Annotated in this window: 21 protein-coding genes; 7 read left to right on the forward strand and 14 right to left on the reverse strand. The window is 46.8% G+C overall.

The window, feature by feature from the left end:
* Position 1: 1 nt before the first annotated feature.
* Positions 2–301: a hypothetical protein gene (locus tag AOC19_RS00700; RefSeq protein WP_251368039.1), complete on the forward strand. Its 300-nt coding sequence runs from the start codon at positions 2–4 to the stop codon at positions 299–301.
* On the opposite strand, the gene AOC19_RS00705 is transcribed toward AOC19_RS00700, so the two are convergent.
* The 4 genes from AOC19_RS00705 to AOC19_RS00720 are packed head-to-tail and all read right to left on the reverse strand — an operon-like array spanning position 298 to position 4,854.
* Positions 298–1,074 carry a uracil-DNA glycosylase gene (locus AOC19_RS00705; protein WP_215376568.1) on the reverse strand — a complete coding sequence of 259 codons (777 nt, stop codon included), beginning with the start codon at positions 1,072–1,074 and terminating at the stop codon, positions 298–300. The two genes, AOC19_RS00700 and AOC19_RS00705, sit on opposite strands and share 4 nt — an antisense overlap.
* Positions 1,074–2,858 carry a M61 family metallopeptidase gene (locus AOC19_RS00710; protein ID WP_215376572.1) on the reverse strand — a complete coding sequence of 595 codons (1,785 nt, stop codon included), beginning with the start codon at positions 2,856–2,858 and terminating at the stop codon, positions 1,074–1,076. Before AOC19_RS00710 ends, AOC19_RS00705 begins: the two co-directional genes overlap by 1 nt.
* A gap of 12 nt (positions 2,859–2,870) precedes the next feature.
* Positions 2,871–3,587 (reverse strand): DsbC family protein, encoded by a 717-nt coding sequence (locus tag AOC19_RS00715; protein ID WP_251368040.1) that lies wholly within the window; start codon positions 3,585–3,587, stop codon positions 2,871–2,873.
* Complete coding sequence (locus AOC19_RS00720; RefSeq protein WP_215376578.1) at positions 3,580–4,854, reverse strand: FAD-dependent monooxygenase; 1,275 nt, start codon at positions 4,852–4,854, stop codon at positions 3,580–3,582. The genes AOC19_RS00715 and AOC19_RS00720 overlap by 8 nt, the downstream gene beginning before the upstream one ends.
* A 39-nt stretch (positions 4,855–4,893) precedes the next feature.
* Here AOC19_RS00720 and ychF point away from each other — a divergent pair, with 39 nt between their 5' ends.
* Complete coding sequence (gene ychF / locus AOC19_RS00725; RefSeq protein WP_215376581.1) at positions 4,894–5,988, forward strand: redox-regulated ATPase YchF; 1,095 nt, start codon at positions 4,894–4,896, stop codon at positions 5,986–5,988.
* 62 nt (positions 5,989–6,050) lie between these two features.
* Here the strand turns inward: ychF and AOC19_RS00730 are convergent, their stop codons facing one another.
* On the reverse strand, positions 6,051–6,401 hold the full coding sequence (locus tag AOC19_RS00730) for a hypothetical protein (RefSeq protein ID WP_215376583.1): 351 nt from the start codon (positions 6,399–6,401) through the stop codon (positions 6,051–6,053).
* Between the two features lie 110 nt (positions 6,402–6,511).
* Here AOC19_RS00730 and AOC19_RS00735 point away from each other — a divergent pair, with 110 nt between their 5' ends.
* Positions 6,512–7,066 (forward strand): hypothetical protein, encoded by a 555-nt coding sequence (locus AOC19_RS00735; protein WP_215376586.1) that lies wholly within the window; start codon positions 6,512–6,514, stop codon positions 7,064–7,066.
* Here the strand turns inward: AOC19_RS00735 and trpC are convergent.
* Genes trpC through rpe form a run of 5 tightly spaced genes read right to left on the reverse strand, consistent with a single transcriptional unit; the run spans position 7,063 to position 11,704 of the window.
* The gene (trpC, locus tag AOC19_RS00740) at positions 7,063–7,866 is read right to left on the reverse strand and encodes an indole-3-glycerol phosphate synthase TrpC (RefSeq protein ID WP_215376589.1); all 804 of its coding nucleotides are present in this window, start codon (positions 7,864–7,866) and stop codon (positions 7,063–7,065) included. The genes AOC19_RS00735 and trpC overlap by 4 nt on opposite strands.
* An 11-nt stretch (positions 7,867–7,877) precedes the next feature.
* Positions 7,878–8,900, reverse strand: coding sequence for an anthranilate phosphoribosyltransferase (gene trpD, locus AOC19_RS00745; RefSeq protein ID WP_215376592.1), 1,023 nt, complete (start codon positions 8,898–8,900; stop codon positions 7,878–7,880).
* Positions 8,901–8,923: 23 nt separating this feature from the next.
* Positions 8,924–9,490 (reverse strand): aminodeoxychorismate/anthranilate synthase component II, encoded by a 567-nt coding sequence (locus AOC19_RS00750; protein WP_215376595.1) that lies wholly within the window; start codon positions 9,488–9,490, stop codon positions 8,924–8,926.
* Positions 9,474–10,979 carry an anthranilate synthase component I gene (gene trpE / locus AOC19_RS00755; RefSeq protein ID WP_215376598.1) on the reverse strand — a complete coding sequence of 502 codons (1,506 nt, stop codon included), beginning with the start codon at positions 10,977–10,979 and terminating at the stop codon, positions 9,474–9,476. The genes AOC19_RS00750 and trpE overlap by 17 nt, the downstream gene beginning before the upstream one ends.
* Positions 10,979–11,704, reverse strand: a complete 726-nt coding sequence (gene rpe, locus AOC19_RS00760) for a ribulose-phosphate 3-epimerase (protein ID WP_215376601.1) — start codon at positions 11,702–11,704, stop codon at positions 10,979–10,981. The genes trpE and rpe overlap by 1 nt, the downstream gene beginning before the upstream one ends.
* Positions 11,705–11,753: 49 nt before the next feature.
* Between rpe and apaG the strand changes: the two genes are divergently transcribed.
* The 3 genes from apaG (at position 11,754) to AOC19_RS00775 (ending at position 14,209) form a co-directional block, all read left to right on the forward strand.
* Positions 11,754–12,128 (forward strand): Co2+/Mg2+ efflux protein ApaG, encoded by a 375-nt coding sequence (apaG, locus tag AOC19_RS00765; protein ID WP_015420328.1) that lies wholly within the window; start codon positions 11,754–11,756, stop codon positions 12,126–12,128.
* Positions 12,129–12,252: 124 nt separating this feature from the next.
* On the forward strand, positions 12,253–13,407 hold the full coding sequence (gene mltA / locus AOC19_RS00770) for a murein transglycosylase A (protein WP_215376604.1): 1,155 nt from the start codon (positions 12,253–12,255) through the stop codon (positions 13,405–13,407).
* Positions 13,408–13,432: 25 nt separating this feature from the next.
* On the forward strand, positions 13,433–14,209 hold the full coding sequence (locus tag AOC19_RS00775; protein WP_215376607.1) for an enoyl-CoA hydratase: 777 nt from the start codon (positions 13,433–13,435) through the stop codon (positions 14,207–14,209).
* A gap of 21 nt (positions 14,210–14,230) precedes the next feature.
* On the opposite strand, the gene AOC19_RS00780 is transcribed toward AOC19_RS00775, so the two are convergent.
* The 4 genes from AOC19_RS00780 to bioA are packed head-to-tail and all read right to left on the reverse strand — an operon-like array spanning position 14,231 to position 18,735.
* Entirely contained in the window at positions 14,231–15,424 is a 1,194-nt protein-coding gene (locus AOC19_RS00780; protein ID WP_215376610.1) for a M20 aminoacylase family protein, read from the reverse strand.
* 19 nt (positions 15,425–15,443) lie between these two features.
* Positions 15,444–16,166, reverse strand: a complete 723-nt coding sequence (gene bioD, locus AOC19_RS00785) for a dethiobiotin synthase (protein ID WP_215376613.1) — start codon at positions 16,164–16,166, stop codon at positions 15,444–15,446.
* Positions 16,163–17,392: an aminotransferase class I/II-fold pyridoxal phosphate-dependent enzyme gene (locus AOC19_RS00790; protein WP_215376616.1), complete on the reverse strand. Its 1,230-nt coding sequence runs from the start codon at positions 17,390–17,392 to the stop codon at positions 16,163–16,165. The genes bioD and AOC19_RS00790 overlap by 4 nt, the downstream gene beginning before the upstream one ends.
* The gene (gene bioA, locus AOC19_RS00795; RefSeq protein ID WP_215376619.1) at positions 17,389–18,735 is read right to left on the reverse strand and encodes an adenosylmethionine--8-amino-7-oxononanoate transaminase; all 1,347 of its coding nucleotides are present in this window, start codon (positions 18,733–18,735) and stop codon (positions 17,389–17,391) included. Before bioA ends, AOC19_RS00790 begins: the two co-directional genes overlap by 4 nt.
* A gap of 89 nt (positions 18,736–18,824) precedes the next feature.
* Between bioA and bioB the strand changes: the two genes are divergently transcribed.
* The gene (bioB, locus tag AOC19_RS00800) at positions 18,825–19,862 is read left to right on the forward strand and encodes a biotin synthase BioB (protein WP_215376622.1); all 1,038 of its coding nucleotides are present in this window, start codon (positions 18,825–18,827) and stop codon (positions 19,860–19,862) included.
* Positions 19,863–19,875: the final 13 nt, after the last annotated feature.

Genomic DNA, 19,875 nt, shown 5'->3' on the forward strand with positions numbered 1-19,875 from the left:
AATGGTGATTATAGATTTGATGTCAGCAACAATGGGGGTAGCAATGGGGTTTTTAGCTTTTCTGGTGATTGGCGGTCTATCTAGCGTATTTGCTTTGGTTTTTTACCCCAGACAAGGTAAATCCAAGCCAAAGACCAAGAAATTCCTCATGGCAGTCTTAGTTGGCAGTATTGCTGCCCTAGCTAGCTCCTATATAGGGCAATTTGTAGGTTTATTTCAGGCTGGCCAGATGCTGGAATGGCTCAGTGCAATAGTGGCCGCATGTTTGGCTGGCTGCCTGTATGCAGCAGCCAAACCTTAGTTAAAGAGCTTGGCTTGAAGGGCGACGCTGGCTGTGGGCTCGTTCGAGGTGACCCAGCAAATAGGGGTTTCATGGCGCCTCATGAGCCACTCATTGGCTTTAGTGAAGTGCCCGCAGCTTGCCCTTGCACCAGGCTGTAGAAAGGGTTGATCCGTTTTGTAGACTCCCAGCCCAGAGGGGTGGGAGGATTGCAGAATCAATTGATCTGGGGCTGCCTCAATCAGGGGTAGCTTGGATTGGGCGTGACCACCCCACAGCATCCAAACCAGGCAAGGTTTTTGCTTTGCCAAGGTACTGATCAGTCTATCAACGAGGGGCTTCCAGCCTATGTTGGTATGGCTGCCCGCTACGCCTAATTTGACGCTGAGGGCGGTATTAATAAGGAGGACACCTTGCTCAGCCCAAGTATGAAGATCACCGTTGGGAAGGGTACCAAAACCTTCCAGTGCTAGGGCTTTGCTGATATTGCGCAAGGAACTAGGAAATTGTCGGGAATTAGTTGGAATATTGCTGGGTATCGAAAAAGCCAAGCCCTGAGCTAGACCGGGGGAGTGGTACGGATCCTGCCCCAAAATGACGACCTTAACTTTAGTAAGCGGGGTTAATGTCAGCGCTTTGAAGAAATTCTGGGGCTCAGGACACATCATTCCTGCAGATGTATTTAGCTCGGCCCTGAGATTAGTTTGTAGTTGTTGCCACTCAGGCGATTCAAAATAGTCTCCGAGGAGCGCGCGCCAATCTTCTGGAATATCAGCTGCAGAAAATGAATGCATTACTCAGTTGGCGTGAGGGTGTATTGGTTTGGAATTTGCTCGTCTTCAAGAACTGTCATGCACTCGTGCTCTAAATCATCTCGATAAAAACAAATCTGAATAACTTGTCCAGGGATCAAGCTAGCTAAAACCTTATCCCAGCGGGCAGTTGTGATGCGCTCGCCATTAATGCTAGCCAACAGATCTCCAGGTGCTAGGCCTGCTAATTGTGCAGCTCCACCATCAAGCACATGCGTTACCTTTAGCCAGCCATTGCTATCACTATGACGCATTCCGAATTGCAGCTTTATTTGCTCTAGTTTGGAATGTTTTTTTGGTCTAGCTGTAATGAATTTGGAGTCAATCCATTTCTGAATTGGAATATCTTCCGCGCCAAAAATATAACGAGATTTAAATTGAGCCCAAGTTTTGGAGAATCCTTTGCCAAGCAGCTTGGATATCAACCCATCCAAACCATCTTCAGTAATACCATCCAGAGTGACCCCATGTGTTTTCCAGATGAGGCGCATCAAATCATCTAAAGACTGACGGTTATTTGTAAATGCGCGAATCTGGAGATCCAATCCTAAGGCGAGCAATGCGCCCTTACCGTAATAGCTCACGACCGCATTGGGCGTGTTCTCATCAGCTTGGTAGTACTTGGTCCAGGCATCAAAAGAGCTGTCTGCCAGACTTTGCTTCAATCGTCCAGGGCCACGCAAAATACCGTTCCAATTATTCGCAACTAGCTTGAGGTAGGTTTTGAGATCAATGCGTTTGCTGCGGAATAATTGCAAGTCATCGTAGTAACTCGTAAAGCCTTCAAACAACCAGAGTAGGCGAGTATGGTTTCTGCGATCGAGTTGGTAAGGTTGAAATGCTTTGGGCTGAATCCGTTTGACTAACCAAGCATGAAAGTACTCATGACTACAAAGACCTAAGAACTCACGATAGGATGCCTCATCTAAGGGAGTGTTGACTTGAGGAATCTGATCGCGACGGCATAGCAGAGCAGTGCTATTACGATGCTCAAGTCCACCATACCCAGAAAGAACGGCATTAACTAAAAATAAATAATTCTGGAAGGGTGCGTTTTTAGTTTTCGGTTCAAAAAGATTGATAGTGCAAGTGCAGATAGCCTGAAGGTCTGTTGCCAAGCGCTCTAGATCAATTTCATGAATGCAACCTTGTATCGCCATACTGTGTGACACACCATTGGATTTCCAGTAGGTAATCTGGAACTCGCCCATGGCAATTGGATGATCAAGTAAGTCATCATAGTTTTTGGCAAGATAAAAGCCATAACCTTGACTATCTATTTTGGCGGGTTGTAAGCCTGTCTGAACGATCCATGAGTTTGCGCAAGTATCTTTAGGCGGAATCAACACTAAAGCGCAGGGCAAAGATTCTTGACCTTTGACTGCCAAACACAAGCTGCTTGGATTAATAAATGCACGTTCAGTATCGAGATAGGCGGCGCGCACAGAAGAATCAAATGCATAAACAGTTGTCAGAATTTCTACTGCACCAGCTACCTTGGGTAAGCGCCACTGATCATTGTCGATTCTTTCTAATTCCAATGCTTGATTTGGATTTTCAAGTGCAAATGCTTCAATCGTTTCAATTTGTTTGCTGAAGTCTCGTATTAAATAACTTCCTGGAATCCAGGCAGGCATTTGCAGAATTTGCCCATTCGGCAATGGGTTTTCAATGCGCAGCTTCACATGAAAGCGGTGACCGTGTAGATCAGCTGACCAAATGGTGTATTGAATTGCAGGTAGATCAGAAGTATTTAATTTGTTCATCAGCGTTACCTATTACTTCAAACTACTAAATTTCTTTTCAATATCAGTGATTTGAACTGCGCCTGGAAAGCGACTGCCATCTGTAAAGAAGATGGTCGGAGTTCCTGTAATGCCATAGGTTTTAGCAAAGGCTATATTTTTATCTAACGGAGTCGTGCAGTCACCCTTACCGCTGGGTGCAATCCCATTAATCATCCAATCAACATAGGCTTTCTGGGGATCCGCAGAGCACCAAATTTGTTTGGACTTCTGCGCAGAGTCGGCTGACAGAATCGGAATTAAATAAGTATAGATAGTCACGTTATCGAGTTGCTGCAACGATTTATCTAAACGCTTACAGTAGCCGCAATTAGGATCAGAGAAAACCGCCAATTGTCGACTACCATTTCCACGGACCGACTTTAAAGCGTTAGATGGAATAAGTTCAGACCATTTAATGCGATTGAGGTCTGCCTGCTTTTGTTCGGTAATATTTTTTCCTGTAGCGATCTCAATGATTTCACCTTGGATTAAATATTTACTATTCGCATCGGTGTAGAACACATCATTTCCAACTAAGACCTCATAAATGCCTGGAATAGGGGATTGAGACACACCTTTAATTTTCGTATTGGAACCAATCTTTTTTTGTAGCTCAGACCGGACTTGCTGTTCTGGTTGTGCATTGACTACTCCCACTAAAAAGGTAAGAGAGCAAGCTAAAGCAATTGTAGAAAATAATTTATTCAAAATCAGCATCTCCGAGGGCGCGTTCAATGAGGCGCCGTTTAATAAAGTGACTGCGATTGACCATACCGAGCCCCCAATTGCGTAATTGCTTTTCAGTGCTACTACTCGCTGAAAATAGTTTCTTAAGCCTATCCGTGACCCATAGCAATGCACTCGTATCGCCTTGGCGTTGCCGCTCGTAGCGGCGTAATAAAACTTTATCGTTTGGCAGGCGGAAGGATTCGCGTTTGCTCAAAATATTGAGTAGGGTTGCGACATCTCTTAATCCTAGGTTCAAGCCTTGCCCTGCCAATGGATGCATCACATGGGCTGCATCTCCGACCAGGATTACCTTGGGATTTTCATCTGGACCAATAAATCGGCTTGACCGCATTCTTCTTAATGGAAAGGCAGCCGGTATGGAATTGAGTTTGAGTGATCCGAGTTGTTCGACTATTGCCCCATTGGCAATGGCGAAAAACTTTTTAGTCCATGCTGCTTGATCAAGCTTTAAGAGTTCCGCGGCATTTTCGGGCGAAGTTGACCACACCATCGAGACTTGTTGATTTGGTAGCGGTAACATCGCCACAATATCGCCACCTGGTAAAAACCATTGATAGGCAGTTTCTAAATGCGCATGACTACAAAGCCAATTTGCTACCACCCCATTTTGTGAATAACTTTCTTCTTGCGCGGAAATACCTAGCTCGCTACGAATCGGAGAGTTGGCGCCATCAGCAGCAATCACGAGTTGGGCGCGTAATGTAGAACCATTTGTGAGCTGGAGGCTCGCACCATCGGCATCTACTTGAATATTTTCAACTGCATCAGATATACGCTCCAATTTACTTTGGAAGCGTGAGGCTTGATCCAAAGTGTGTTCGATCACATTCGACTCACCAATCCAGGCTAATTGAGGTGTCCCCGCCTCAAAAGCAGATAAATGAAGTTGGTCCTGCTTTTCTCCGCGATCGCCAAAAATCCGCATATCTCGAACGGGCTGCATGCGGCTGTGATCAATCGCATCCCAAACTTGAAGATGGGCTAGTAATTTTTGAGTGCTGGGAGAAAATGCATAAATTCGCTGCCCCCATTGATTTCCTTGGGGTAGAGCGACTGCTTGCCCTAAGTCGGGGGCAATCTGAATGGTTTGCAGACCAAGCTGAGCTAAACCTAAGGCGCAAGCCTTGCCTGTTATACCTCCACCCACTACGGCGACGTCGATCATCCGGATTTGAGAGGTATTTTTAGGCAATTTAGCCGAGGTATTTTGGGAGACTTCTGACATATCTCGATGATATCGAAACTAGCCCTTTACAATACGGCTATGTCTTTGAAATGTGGCATCGTCGGCCTGCCTAACGTCGGCAAATCTACCCTCTTTAACGCGCTTACCAAGGCTGGAATCGCGGCGGAAAACTATCCTTTCTGCACGATCGAGCCTAATGTGGGTGTGGTCGAGGTTCCTGACCCCCGTCTTGCCGCTTTGGCTGAGATCGTCAAGCCTGAGCGCATCCTGCCTGCGGCTGTCGAATTTGTCGACATTGCTGGCTTAGTGGCTGGAGCCTCTAAGGGCGAAGGCCTGGGAAATCAATTTTTAGCCAATATTCGTGAAACTGACGCTATTACCCATGTAGTGCGCTGTTTTGAGGATGCTAACGTGATTCACGTGGCCGGCAAGATCGATCCTATCTCTGATATCGCAGTGATTGATACAGAGCTGGCCTTATCGGATTTAACTACGGTTGAAAAAACGCTACAGCGCTCAAGCAAGGCCGCCAAGTCAGGTAACGATAAAGAGGCAACTGCTTTAGTCGCTGTTCTCACTAAGGTGCAGGCCCATTTAGACCAAGCGCAGCCAGTGCGTAGCCTCAAGCTGAGCGATGAAGAGAATCTACTCTTAAAGCCACTTTGCTTAATTACTGCAAAGCCAGCGATGTACATCGCTAACGTCAAGGAAGATGGCTTTGACAATAATCCGCATCTAGAGGCAGTTATTCAGCATGCAGCTAAAGAGGGTGCGCCAGTAGTTGCAGTCTGCGCCGCAATCGAAGCTGAGATTGCCGATTTGGATGACGCTGACAAAGTGGAGTTTTTGGCAGACCTCGGTATGGAGGAGTCTGGATTAGATCGCGTGATTCGTGCGGGCTATAAGTTATTGGGCCTCCAGACCTACTTTACTGCTGGCGTCAAAGAGGTTCGCGCCTGGACAATCCATCAAGGTGATACTGCTCCGCAGGCTGCCGGGGTGATTCATACGGATTTTGAGCGTGGCTTTATTCGTGCGCAAACGATTGCTTTTGAGGACTTTATTCAATTTAAAGGTGAGTCTGGCGCCAAGGAAGCTGGAAAGATGCGTGCTGAAGGTAAGGAGTATGTCGTTAAAGATGGCGATGTTTTGAACTTCCTCTTTAACGTCTAAATTTGCCCCGCCAAATGAAAAAAGCCCTTACTAGTAAGGGCTTTTTGCTATCTAAGGGCTAATTAGCTCGCTTCAACTGCCTTTTTGAGGCACTTAGCAATTTCTTCATAGCGCTTGATAGCGATCTTGCTAGGAACTACTTCTTTTTTACGCCCATCTTCATTGGCAGCCATTTTGATGTAACCCATAGCGCTCAGATTCTTCAGTCGTCCATGGAGGGTCGCCTGGGATCCTAGATCAGAAAGGGAAATCAGGTCACCAACCAAAATAGACTGTTTGGCATGAAAGCTCAAGATAATTTTATCCAGAAGACTCTCTTCAATGGAGTCGAGTTTCTTGCCAGGGTTAATTCGATCAAGAACATCAATCAAGTTCAGAAAGCGAATGTAGCAAGAAGATTTGGTTGTTGACATTTTTTGGTAGGTTTATGAAGTGTAGTTAGCCTTAGGGTTAACGCTATTGTAGGCTCATTTACCTTGTTCGTAACTTGTCTGCATTTATAAAATCAACCATACTGACAATAATGGATAAAAGAAGAAGTGAATGGGTGATGGGATTGATGGTGAGCGCAATTGCTTACTTCAGCCTCTTTTACATTAACGATTGGCTCACCACACACCTTGCATATGGCCTTGGCGTTAACTGGATTTATCTTCCAGCTGGTTTACGTTTGCTCCTAACGCTGATCTTTGGTTTATCTGGTGCAGTAGGAATTGCCATGGCCTCATTCCTAATTTGCTTCTTTGGTCAATTTCCACCTGAGCTGATTACTTGCATCGGTATCGGCTTGATATCCGGCTTTGCCCCCTATATGGCAAGAGTTCTTGTAGTAAGTAACATTAATATTGCACCTGATTTAAGTAACTTGAGCTTACAGAAGTTGGTAATCTGCACTTTGATTTATGCCGCCTTAAGTGCCGGCTTTCATCAATGGTGGTTTGCCATTCGAGGTCTTGATGAGGCTGGAACCCTAAATCACTTTTTAGTAATGTGGATTGGTGATGTGCTGGGCACAGTTCTTTTGATTGGCCTTATTAAAGCTGGGCTTGATTTACTCAAGCCTTCTAAGCTTGCTTAATTAAACAGCTCGCTTAAAGCCGCGCCAGGATCATTGGCGCGCATAAAGGCTTCACCCACTAAGAATGCATTGATTTGGTGATCACGCATCAGCTGCACATCGGCGCGACTCATAATTCCAGACTCGGTAACTAATGTTTTTCCTGCCGGAAGCATGGATAGCAGTGAGAGCGTGGTTTGAAGAGTTACTTCAAACGTTTTCAGGTTGCGATTATTGATACCGAGTAGCGGCGTCTTTAATTCCAGGGCTTGCTCTAATTCAGGCGCGTTATGAACTTCAACGAGTACATCTAGTCCCAGTTCATGGGCACACGCTTCTAACTCTTTCATTTGATTCAGTTCTAGGCAAGCCACAATCAACAAAATGGCATCAGCTCCAATTGCTCTAGCTTCGTAGACTTGGTATGGATCAATCGTAAAGTCTTTGCGTAAGACTGGAATGCTGCAAGCAGCCCTTGCAGCTTGAAGATAAGCATTCGATCCTTGGAAATAATCCTTGTCTGTAAGAACGGATAAGCAGGCCGCGCCATTTTTTTCATAGGACTGAGCAATATCAGCAGGCTGAAAATTCTCTCGCAAGATTCCTTTGCTAGGACTGGCTTTCTTAATCTCAGTAATTACACCGGCTTTGCCAGCTGTAATCTTTTGCTCGATAGATTGAATAAAGCCACGTGGCATTAACAGTGCATCACGATTATTTTCTTCGGCCTGATCACGCTGATTAGCTAAAGAGATTTTTTTTGAATCAGCAGCTACCTCAATCTTCTTGGTGGCAACAATTTTATCGAGGATATCGCTCATGAAGATCTTAATTAATTTTGGGTTGCAGCAACAAATTGGTTTAGCTTATGAAGGGCAGCACCAGATGCAATAGCTGCTTGCGCCATCTTAATGCCGCTAGCAATACTTGTGGCTACATCAGCTACATACAGGACTGCTCCAGCATTAAGGCAAACAATATCGCTCGCTGGGCCAGGTGTTTTATTGAGTACATCTAAAACTATTGCTTTAGATTCTTCGGCATCAGCTACCTTGAAGCTATTCGTTGGAGCTGTATTCAAGCCAAAATCTTTTGGATGAATTTCATATTCACGGACCTGCCCATCTTTTAATTCGCCGACGAAAGTAGGACCCTCTAGGGAGATCTCATCCAAGCCATCGCGGCCATAGACCACTAGTGCATGATCCATTCCCATGGCTTGCAATACACGTGCCTGGATACCCACTAAGTCTGCATGAAACACACCCATGAGGATCCGTTTGGCATCGGCTGGATTTGTGAGCGGCCCTAGGATATTAAAAATCGTACGTACACCCAAATCTTTACGAATTGGCACCACATTCTTCATGGCAGGGTGATGATTGGGCGCAAACATAAAGCCTGCCCCTACTTCTGAAATGCATTTAGCCACTTGCTCAGGAGAAAGCGATAGCTTCACACCTAGAGACTCCAGAATATCTGCGCTGCCTGATTTACTGCTGACGCTGCGATTGCCATGTTTGGCAATTTTTGCCCCTGCGGCTGCTGCCACAAACATCGCTGCCGTAGAAATATTGAAGGTGTGGGCGCCATCACCACCAGTCCCCACTACATCAACTAAATTTTTTCTATCTTCTACATGCACCGGTGTCGCAAATTCACGCATGACTTGAGCCGCTGCTGCAATCTCACCAACAGTCTCTTTTTTGGTGCGCAGGGCAACTAATAGTCCGGCAACCAAGGTCGGCGACATCTCACCGCTCATGATGAGGCGCATCATGGCAGTCATCTCATCATGAAAGAGCTCGCGATGTTCAATGCAACGTTGTAATGCTTGCTGTGGAGTAATGGACATGAGGTCGACTGATTGCTTTTGAGTTATTTGGCTTGCAAAAAATTCTTGAGCAGCGCGTGGCCATGCTCGGAAAGAATCGATTCTGGGTGGAATTGCACACCCTCAACCGCGAGCTCTTTATGGCGTACACCCATGATTTCACCATCGGAAGAAGTGGCTGTCACTTCGAGCACCGCTGGCAAGGAGCCCTTTTCAATCGCGAGTGAGTGATAACGCGTCACTTTAAATGGATTGGGCAAATCCTTGAAAACGCCAACACCAGTATGGTGAATATCATCGGTTTTGCCATGCATGACTTTTTGGGCGCGAATAATCTTGCCACCGAATGCTTCACCAATTGCTTGGTGTCCAAGGCAGACGCCTAGGATCGGAATCTGTCCGGCATAGCGTTGAATCGTAGCCACTGAAATTCCTGCTTCTGCTGGACTACAAGGTCCTGGTGAAATGCAAATACGCGCCGGATTAATTTTGGCAATCTCTTCAACAGAAATTTCATCATTACGGAAAACCTTTACCTCTTCACCAAGCTCTGCAAAATACTGAACGAGGTTATAGGTAAACGAATCGTAGTTATCAATCATGAGGAGCATCGAGTCCTCCTTGTACTAAATCAGCCGCCATCAATACTGCTCGGGCTTTGGCTTCTGTTTCTTTCCACTCAGCGGTGGGGTCAGAGTCTGCAACTACACCGGCACCTGCCTGTGAATGCAACACGCCATCACGAATCACCCCAGTGCGAATAGCGATAGCCACATCCATATCGCCGGAGAAGGAGAGGTAGCCAACCGCGCCGCCATAGACACCGCGTTTCACAATTTCCATCTCATCAATAATTTCCATCGCCCGAATTTTTGGGGCACCCGATAAAGTGCCTGCCGGGAAGGTTGCACGCAAAACATCCATATTGCTCATATTGTCTAGTAATTCACCTTCAACAGAACTCACAATGTGCTGTACGTGGGAATACTTTTCGATCGACATTGAATCAGTCACTTTGACAGTACCTGTTTTTGCAATACGACCTACATCGTTACGCGCCAAATCAATCAACATGACATGCTCAGCAATCTCTTTTGGATCGGCAAGCAATTCTGTGGCAAGGCGCTCATCTTCTTCGGGTGTTGCGCCACGGGGGCGTGTACCAGCCAATGGACGAATGGTCACAATCTTCTGACTCTCACGTTGCTCTTGGCGTACCAAGATTTCTGGTGATGAGCCCACTACCTGCAGATCACCAAAGTCGTAGAAGTACATATAAGGTGATGGATTTAGAGAGCGCAAGGCGCGGTAGAGGGCAAGCGGTGAATCTGTGAAAGGTTTGCTAATGCGCTGGCCAATGACGACCTGCATGCAATCGCCAGCCAAAATATATTCTTTGGTTTTGAGAACGGCATTTTCAAAATCTGCCGCTTTAAACTTGCGAATCAACTCTGTTTTAGTGCTTGGCAATGAAGCTGGCATGCTCACTGGTTTGCTGAGGCAAGCAAGTAATTCTTTTAATCGAGCTTGACCCTTGTCAAAGCTATCAGTCACGCTAGGGTCTGCATAGACGATTAAATAAATGCGACCTGCAACGTTATCAATCACCGCTAACTCTTCAGTCAACATCAATTGAATATCGGGCACACCTAATTCATCTGGCAGCTTATGTTTTGCTAAACGCGATTCAATATAACGAACGGTGTCGTAGCCGAAGTAGCCGGCAAGACCGCCACAGAAGCGTGGGAGACCGGGTTGTACCGCTACTTTGAAGCGCTTGAGATAAGAATCTACAAAATCCAATGGGTTGTCATGATTGGTTTCAATCACTTTGTCATTGAAGAGTACTTCAGTCAGTGGTGCATCTGGAGTGCCAACAGTTCTTAAAACAGTTTTAGCAGGTAGACCAATAAAAGAGAAGCGACCAAAGCGCTCACCACCTAAAACGGATTCGAGTAGGTAGGTGTTCTTTTGCCCAAAGGCTTGAGTGAGTTTGACGTACAGCGAAAGAGGCGTCTCTAAGTCGGCTAAAACTTCTTTCACCAACGGAATGCGATTGAAACCCTGTTTTGCTAGGGCAAGAAATTCTTCGTGCTGCATTACGCTTTTCCTGACGTCGCTAGTTCTGCGCGCATCGCTTTAATCACGTCGGCATAATTTTCTTTGCCAAAGATTGCGGAGCCTGCAACAAATGTATCTGCACCAGCTTTAGCTACTGCTGCAATGTTGTCGACTTTTATTCCACCATCTACCTCAAGGCGAATATGGCGTCCTGTTTCTTGTTGGTGGCGATCCAAGCGGGCACGTACTTGAGTAATTTTATTCAGCGTACTTGGAATAAATGATTGACCTCCAAATCCGGGGTTTACTGACATCAGCAAAACAAGATCGAGTAACTCTAAGGTGTGGTCGAGGTGATCAAGAGGTGTAGCTGGATTCAGAACCAAGCCAGCTTGACAGCCTTGGTCGCGAATCAAATTGATGGTGCGGTTCACATGAGGGCTTGCCTCTGGATGAAAGCTAATCAGGTTTGCACCTGCTTTTGCAAAATCTGGAATAAGGCGATCTACTGGCTCCACCATCAGGTGAACATCAATCATGGCCGGCTTGCCATTTTTTGTTGCGTGCGGGCGAATCGCCTCGCAAACTAAAGGTCCAATAGTAAGGTTCGGAACGTAATGGTTGTCCATCACATCAAAGTGAATCCAGTCTGCACCTGCCAAGAGGACATCTTGAACTTCTTTGCCTAGGCAGGCAAAGTCAGCCGACAAAATGGAGGGGGCAATGACAAACTGGCTATTTGAGGGTGATTTCTGGCTATCCATCCCTAGATTCTAGCTTGCAGTTGGCCTAAGGATGGAGCAGAATTCGAGCATGAATCCTCATGAAATCAGCATTACGGTCAAAACCCAGTATTTGCCCGACCAGTCCGACCCCGATAATCGCCAATTTGCGTTTGCTTATACCGTCACCATCAGAAATACTGGTACGGCCAGCATTCAGCTCATTGCTCGCCATTGGTTCATCACCGATGGGGATAATGATGTCCAAGAAGTCCGTGGTCTGGGGGTTGTAGGGCAACAGCCTCTTTTGCGGGCGGGTGAGCAGTTTGAGTACACCAGCTGGGCTACTTTACCAACGCCAGCGGGAACAATGCGTGGGGAGTATTTCTGCGTAACTGAGGAGGCTCAGTTTTTCCAGGCCCCCATCCCCGAATTCGCCTTGGTAATGCCAAGAACCCTGCATTAGGCTCTCAAAGCGCTATTTTTTACCTTTACCGGTCCAAAGGACAATGAATAGCAGGAGGGCTAAGGCGATACCTCCCTCGACAGCAAATAGGATCATGGGGTATTCATCGAGTAAATTGGCAATCATGATTTCTATATCCAGATTAATTAGTCGCAACACTACTTCGCGCATTCTTCTTTGCAGTGTATTCGTTATCAGTATCGTCAGCTTATTGACGGCTTGCTCTACGCCCTCTACCCGTGGATCAGGTTATCGGTCTAGTGGTGCCGCCCCGGCTGCCTATAACTCCTCAATCGCTAATTTTCGATCTGTTTCCTGGCAAGATTTACCTGGTTGGCAAGAAGATGATCTAACCCAGGCTTGGCCAGCTTGGCTCAAGAGTTGTGATGCCCTGCGCAAACGCAATAGTGATATTAATTGGCGCCAGACATGTGCTCAAGCCGGCAATATTTCGGCTCGTGATGGCCGCGCAATTCGCCAATATTTCGAGGGTAATTTTCAGGTCTACGAAGTGAGCAATAGCGCTACTGGGAAAGAGTCTGGACTCATAACAGGTTATTACGAGCCTGTGATGAATGGCTCCCAGACTCGAACTGCTACTTACTCTGTTCCTTTATATGGCTTGCCAACTGCCTGGAAGGTCTCTAAACCAAGCCCTGCGCCAACACGCGCAGAGTTAGTGAGCTCAGGAGTGCTCCGAGGTTCAGAAATTGCTTGGGTGCAAGATCCTGTAGCGGCTGCCTTTATGCAAATCCAAGGTTCAGGAAAAATTCGTTTAGAAGATGGGCGGGTATTGCGACTGGGTTATGCCGGTACTAACGATCAGCCCTTTAAGTCTTTTGCGCAGTGGTTGCTAGACCGAAAAGAAATTACTCGTAGTCAGGCGACTATGCAAGGCATTAGTGCGTGGGCTAAACGTAACCCAGGCCAAGTGGAAGAAATGTTAAATGCCAATCCACGCTTTGTATTCTTCAAAGAGTTACCAAGCAATGTGAGCGCTGATCTGGGGCCTACTGGCGCCTTGGGTGTGCCTTTAACTGCTGAGCGCAGTATTGCCATTGATTTAAAGGCCATGCCTTTGGGCGCCCCAGTATTTTTGAGCACCACCAGGCCGCTGAGTAGCCAAGTCTTGCAAAAATTGGTGATGGCCCAGGATACGGGCAAAGCCATTGTAGGTGGAGTGCGAGCGGATTACTATTGGGGAACAGGAGATTCTGCAGGTGAGCTGGCAGGACGTATGAAGCAAGATGGCAAGATGTGGTTATTGTTGCCACGCTGAACAAATTATTTTTTGAAAGAGATCGATGACTTACAACACCATATTGACTGAAGTGGATGGCAAGGTTGCTGTCATTACTCTTAATCGCCCGCAAGTATTAAATGCCCTGAATGATGAGTTAATGGATGAGTTGGGTACAGCGCTATTGAGCTTTGATGCTGATGACAACATTGGCTGCATCATTGTGACGGGTAGTGAAAAAGCATTTGCTGCCGGCGCAGATATTGCAACAATGGCCAAGTATGGTTTTGCGGATGTCTATCGCGGCGACTTTATCTCGCGCAACTGGGAAGAGATTAAAAAAGTGCGCAAGCCAGTGATTGCAGCAGTATCTGGATATGCTCTGGGTGGTGGATGCGAGTTGGCCATGATGTGCGATACCATCATGGCCGCTGACAGCGCTAAGTTTGCGCAACCGGAAGTGAAGTTAGGAATTATTCCTGGTGCTGGCGGTACACAACGTTTGCCACGCGCGGTTTCAAAAGCAAAGGCAATGGATTTAGCTCTAACGGGCCGCATGATGGATGCTGCTGAAGCCGAGCGCTCAGGTCTAGTTGCCCGTATTTTCCCTCAAGCGGATTTATTAAAAGAAGTGAAAGCGATTGCCAAGACGATTGCAGACATGCCATTGCTGACAGCCATGATGGTGAAAGAGGCAATCAATACTGCTTATGAAACCACACTCTCGGAAGGTATTCATTTTGAGCGTCGTTTATTCCACTCTTGCTTTGCGACCAATGATCAAAAAGAAGGTATGGCAGCTTTTATAGAAAAGCGCACAGCTCAATTTACAAACTCGTAAAAAATTACTGCTCAGGCTGAATTATTTTTCTAAGTACCGTTGAGCTAGCTTGACCCAGTAGCTCACGCCAACAGGAATCAGTGCGTCATTGAAGTCATAGGAAGGGTTGTGAAGATGGCATGGACCCATGCCGTGACCTACCGCGCGGTGATCTCCATCACCATTGCCTAGAAACACATAGCAACCCGGTTTCTCTAGCAGCATGAATGCAAAGTCTTCTGCGCCCATCGTGGGGTCGATAGAGGTATTGACGTTTTGTGCTCCAACCAATTCACTCATGACCTCGCTTGCAAATCCCACTTCCTTGTCATGATTAATGAGTGGGGGATAGTTGCGAGCAAAGCTAACCTCTGCTTGACAGTCAAATGCGCTCGAGACGTTATGAGAAATTTCTCGTAAACGTTGCTCAATCAAATCCAAAACCTCCAAGGTAAACGTGCGAACAGTTCCGCCGATAAAGGCACTATCGGGAATCACATTGCTAGTCTCGCCCGCATGAAACTGTGTAACGGATAAGACTGCTGCATCCACAGGGCGTTTATTGCGAGTAATGATGCTTTGTAAGGCTTGGACAACTTGAGCGCCCGCAAGGACAGGATCAGCGCTGTTGTGTGGCAAGGCAGCATGTCCACCTTTACCTCTAATAGTGATTTCAAAAGTATTGCTGGAGGCCATCATCGGGCCAGACGTCACGCCAAAATGACCTTCAGCTAGTCCTGGCCAGTTGTGTAGGCCAAAGACGGCATCGCAAGGGAATTGTTTAAAGAGTCCATCGTTAATCATTTCTTGCGCGCCAGCACCACCTTCTTCAGCTGGCTGAAAAATAAAAATGACTGAGCCTTTGAACTCGCGATGGTTGGACAGGTATTGAGCTGCCCCTAAAAGCATAGCGGTGTGACCATCATGGCCACAGGCATGCATCTTGCCGGGATTCTTTGAAGTGTGTTCAAAGGTGTTGTGTTCTTGAAGTGGTAGCGCATCCATATCCGCACGCAAACCAATCATCTTGCCGGGCCCTAAGTCACCATCAAGCTTGCCTACAACCCCAGTTTTTCCAAGACCTCGATATACCGTGATCCCCCAGCTCGAAAGTGCTTCAGCTACGAGATCAGAAGTGCGGTTTTCTTCAAAACGTAATTCTGGATGCGCATGAATATTACGGCGAATCTCTTGAATGGCGGATGCGGAGTCGATGATTTCTGGCAGTAATCGCATAACTTCATCTTATCTGAATTTATTCAGGCAGTTTTATATGCCCTGCAGCAAATCGTAAGGCCTCTAAGGAGTAGGGGGCATTCTCTGATTTCTGCAGCTGCTTGGGAAGAGTGGGGATGACGCCTAAAAATGGAGCGAAAATTCGGTCTTGTAGGGTTCGAATATTCTCTTCTAGAAGAGGCATTTCCTCTGAAAGTGTGTTGGCAACCCAGCCAGCAATAGTTAATTGACGTGACTGAATTGCTTCGCAGGTGAGTAAGGCGTGATTAATGCAGCCCAAACGCATACCTACTACTAGGATGACTGGTAAATCAATTGCCTGAGCTAGATCACCTAAATCTTCATGCTCATTTAGGGGTACCAAAAATCCACCCGCACCTTCAACAACGACCACATCAAATTGTTGACTCAGGGAATGCAAATCACCCAAGATGATGGAGGGGTCTAGGTAAACATCATTTTTCTTGGCAACCAGGTGCGGAGCAGCTGGTTGATCTAGGATGTATGGGCAGAGACTTTGCACCTGAGAAATGAATCCCGAGGCAATGCGCAATGTTTCAAGGTCCTCATTCAGTTTTTGACCGCTGGAGTCAATATAAGTTCCAGCTACAACCGGTTTAAAACCAGCTGCTTGGACACCCGCTTCTCTCAGCTTCAGAATCAGCGCACCGGCAATTAAAGTTTTTCCAACTTCTGTATCGGTGCCTGTGACAAAAAAACCGGTTGACGTATTGAATGTCATGAATGCTTTCCAACTTGTTGTTCTATGACTTGCAGAGTCTTCATGAGTTCACGCAAATCATCGGCACTGTGGTTGGCGGAAAAAGTAATGCGCAATCTAGAACTACCAAGGGGAACGGTAGGTGGCCGGATAGCTGGGATCCAATAGCCCGCTTCATCCAATAACTTAGCAGCCGCTAATGCACTAGCGTTACTTCCCAAGATCACCGGTTGAATTGGGGTGGATGAGGGCGTTTTTTCCCAGTTTTGGAAAGTCATCTCATCGCACCAAATGTGAATGAGCTGATTTAATTGTTTGCGACGTGCAACACCTTCCTTGCCCTCAATCAGTTCTAGACTCTTAAGGAGAGCATGCGCAATTGCAGGTGGTGTAGCTGTGCTGTAGATATAGGGACGCCCTTTTTGAATTAGCCATTCAATGAAGGGTGCTGCTGCACAAATAAATGCACCGCTGACGCCCGCTGCTTTGCCAAGTGTGCCGATATAAATAATTCTTTCTGAATGCACACCGACTTGCTCCAAGAGGCCATGGCCATGATGACCGAGTACACCAAATCCATGGGCATCATCGACCATCAAGAGCGCGTCATATTGTTCGGCAATCTGGAGTAATTCTTTTATGGGTGCGATATCCCCATCCATACTAAAGACCCCATCGACCACAATCAATTTGAGTGGGCGGTCATCTTGTTTTAATGATTCCTCTAGCAAATCCAGTTGTTGGTGGTCAAACAAGGTCACCTTAGCCTTAGTTTGCGCACTCGCTAGCCGAACACCATCAATCAAAGAAGCATGATTGAGTTTGGCTGAATAAATGCTAGCCTCACCTTGTTCAGCCAGTCTAGACAGTCCAGTAATGGCATTGATATTGGCAAGATAGCCGGTGCTAAGGAATAGCGCTCTGGCATCGGGAATATATTGACTCTCACAGGCGGCCAATTTTTTTTCAAGTAAGTCATGCGCAATGCTGTGGCCGCTAATCAAGTGCGATGCTCCGCTACCAACCCCATACAGTCTTGCGCCTTCTGCAAGGGCGGCAACTAATTCAGGATGGTTGGCTAGGCCTAAGTAGTCGTTGCTACAAAATGCTTTTAGCTCTCGCTGAGCAACTTGAGCCTTGACGTCGCAGGGTGACTCAGTAGTGCGCAGCTTACGCCTCAGTAGTTGCTCATCTAGGTCAGCAATCTGCTGCCCTGCCATAGCGCGAGCTCTAAAGTTTGTACTCATGCCAGCGCCCGATTGAGAGCGCGTTGTACTGCAGTGCCCATTTGCATCGCTTCTTCAGCAGAAAGAATGTATGGCGGCATGACGTAAATCGTGTTGCCAATTGGTCTGATGAGAATGCCTTCGTTAAGACTTGCTGAAAACATTTCTCGTGAAAAAGTAGCTGAATTTTTTATTGATTCAGGCTTGATATCAAAAGCAAGAATCATGCCTTGCTGACGCCAATGTTCAATACGAGAATCTGTTCTCGCCCAAGCAAATGCATTGGCAAGATCTTTACTACGCTCAAGATTTTTTTCGAGAACAGATTCAGTTTCAAAAATTTCTAAACACGCAAGTGCAGCAGCGCATGCCAATGGATTGCCTGTGTAGGAATGTGAATGTAAGAAACCTTGTTGCATTTGATCGCCATAGAATGCGCGATAAATTTTGTCAGTCGTCATGGAGAGTGAGAGTGGAAGATACCCGCCGCTAATACCTTTGGACAAGGTTAAGAAATCTGGCCAAACCCCCGCATGCTCGCAAGCAAAAAACTTTCCTGAGCGACCACAGCCCACGGCAATTTCATCGGCAATCAGATGAATGTTGTAACGGTCACAGAGTGATCGTACTAAGCGTAGATATTCTGGAGAGTGCATCGCCATCTGACCGGCGCACTGTACCAGCGGCTCCACAATGATGGCGGCAATATTGTGATGTTCTATTGCGAGCAGTTCTTCTAATTTTTTAGCAGCTTGTCTGGCAACATCATCAGCACTTTCACCAGGCTTTGCTTTACGTGCATCGGGTGATGGCACTGTAAATACATTCTGCAAAAGTTCACCATATGCTTCACGAAAAATCGCAACATCCGTCACTGCTAATGCGCCTAAAGTTTCACCGTGATAGCCATTTTCTAAGCAGACAAATTTTTTCTTTTGAGCTTGATTGTTCAGTCGCCAGTAGTGATGACTCATCTTCAATGCGATCTCCACTGCAGATGCGCCATCGGATGCAAAAAATACGTGACCCAAATGACCTTGAGTTAAAGCGGACAATTTCTCGGACAGCTCCACAACGGGAGGGTGGGTAAATCCGGCGAGCATGACATGCTCAATTTTTTCAAGCTGATTGCTAATGGCTTGGTTGATGCGGGGATTCGAGTGTCCAAACAGATTGGTCCACCAAGAACTAATGCAATCGAGCAGTGCATTTCCCTTGTCATCAAAGAGCCAAACACCCTTACCCTTGGTAATGGCAATTAATGGCAATGACTCGTGATGCTTCATCTGAGTACAGGGATGCCAAACGGCATCAAGGCTGCGATCAACCAGGGAGGTTTGATTCGGATCAGAAATAAGCTTCATGTTTGGTATTTGACCACTAGTTTTTCCTAATTTAGCCCTGTATCTGTTATGTTTATGGCTTGAATTAATCTATTTTCCGGAATTCGACCATGCAGGCCACCCAAACTACTGAAAAACCCCTCACGCAAGTCAAGTCTCAAAAGGATCTGCATAAAGAGGTCGATGCATCGGGCGCTTGGTCAGTGGCTCAGATCGAGGCTCTATTTGATCTCCCATTTAGCGAGCTCATGTTCAAGGCGCAAGAGACGCATCGCGCCAACTTCCCTGATGGTGATGTGGAATTGGCCACCCTTTTATCCATTAAGACTGGTGGCTGCCCTGAGGATTGTGGCTATTGCCCTCAGGCAGCTCGTTACGACACTGACGTGAAGGCCAATAAGTTGATGGACCTGGATGAGGTGCTGGAGGCAGCCAAGGCTGCCAAAGCCGCTGGATCGAACCGCTTTTGCATGGGCGCCGCTTGGCGGGAGCCCAAAGATCGTGATATTGAAAAAGTTACCGCCATGATCAAGGGCGTGAAGGCCTTGGGTCTAGAAACTTGTGCCACCTTAGGGATGCTGGAGGCTAATCAGGCCCAAGCCCTTCAGGAAGCAGGTCTAGATTTCTATAATCACAATTTGGATACCAGCGAGGATTTTTACCGCTCAGTTATCTCCACGCGGGGCTATCAAGACCGTTTAGATACTATTTCCAATGTACGTGCTGCTGGCATGTCAGTGTGTTGCGGCGGTATTGTGGGCATGGGTGAGTCCCGTGAACAGCGCGCAGCTTTCTTAGCTCGTTTGGCCAATCTAAGTCCATATCCAGAGTCAGTGCCAATTAACCATCTGGTTCCTGTTGCGGGCACCCCGCTGGCGGATCAGAAGCCATTGGATCCACTCGAATTCGTGAGAACGATTGCAGTTGCCCGCATCACCATGCCACGCGCACGCGTGCGTTTATCGGCCGGTCGCCAGGAACTTGGAAAGGCAGTTCAAGCCATGTGTTTCCAAGCTGGGGCTAACTCTATTTTCTATGGTGAGCAACTACTCACTACCGGTAATCCCGAGGCAGAACAAGACCGCGAGCTCTTGGCTGAGTTGGGTTTGAAGACTAAGCAAAGCTGCAAAGCAGAGGTTTTGGTCTAGTTTTTAAATGCCT

Origin of the sequence: Polynucleobacter asymbioticus (genome assembly GCF_018687575.1) — a bacterium.
In the GTDB taxonomy this organism is placed as follows: domain Bacteria; phylum Pseudomonadota; class Gammaproteobacteria; order Burkholderiales; family Burkholderiaceae; genus Polynucleobacter; species Polynucleobacter asymbioticus_C.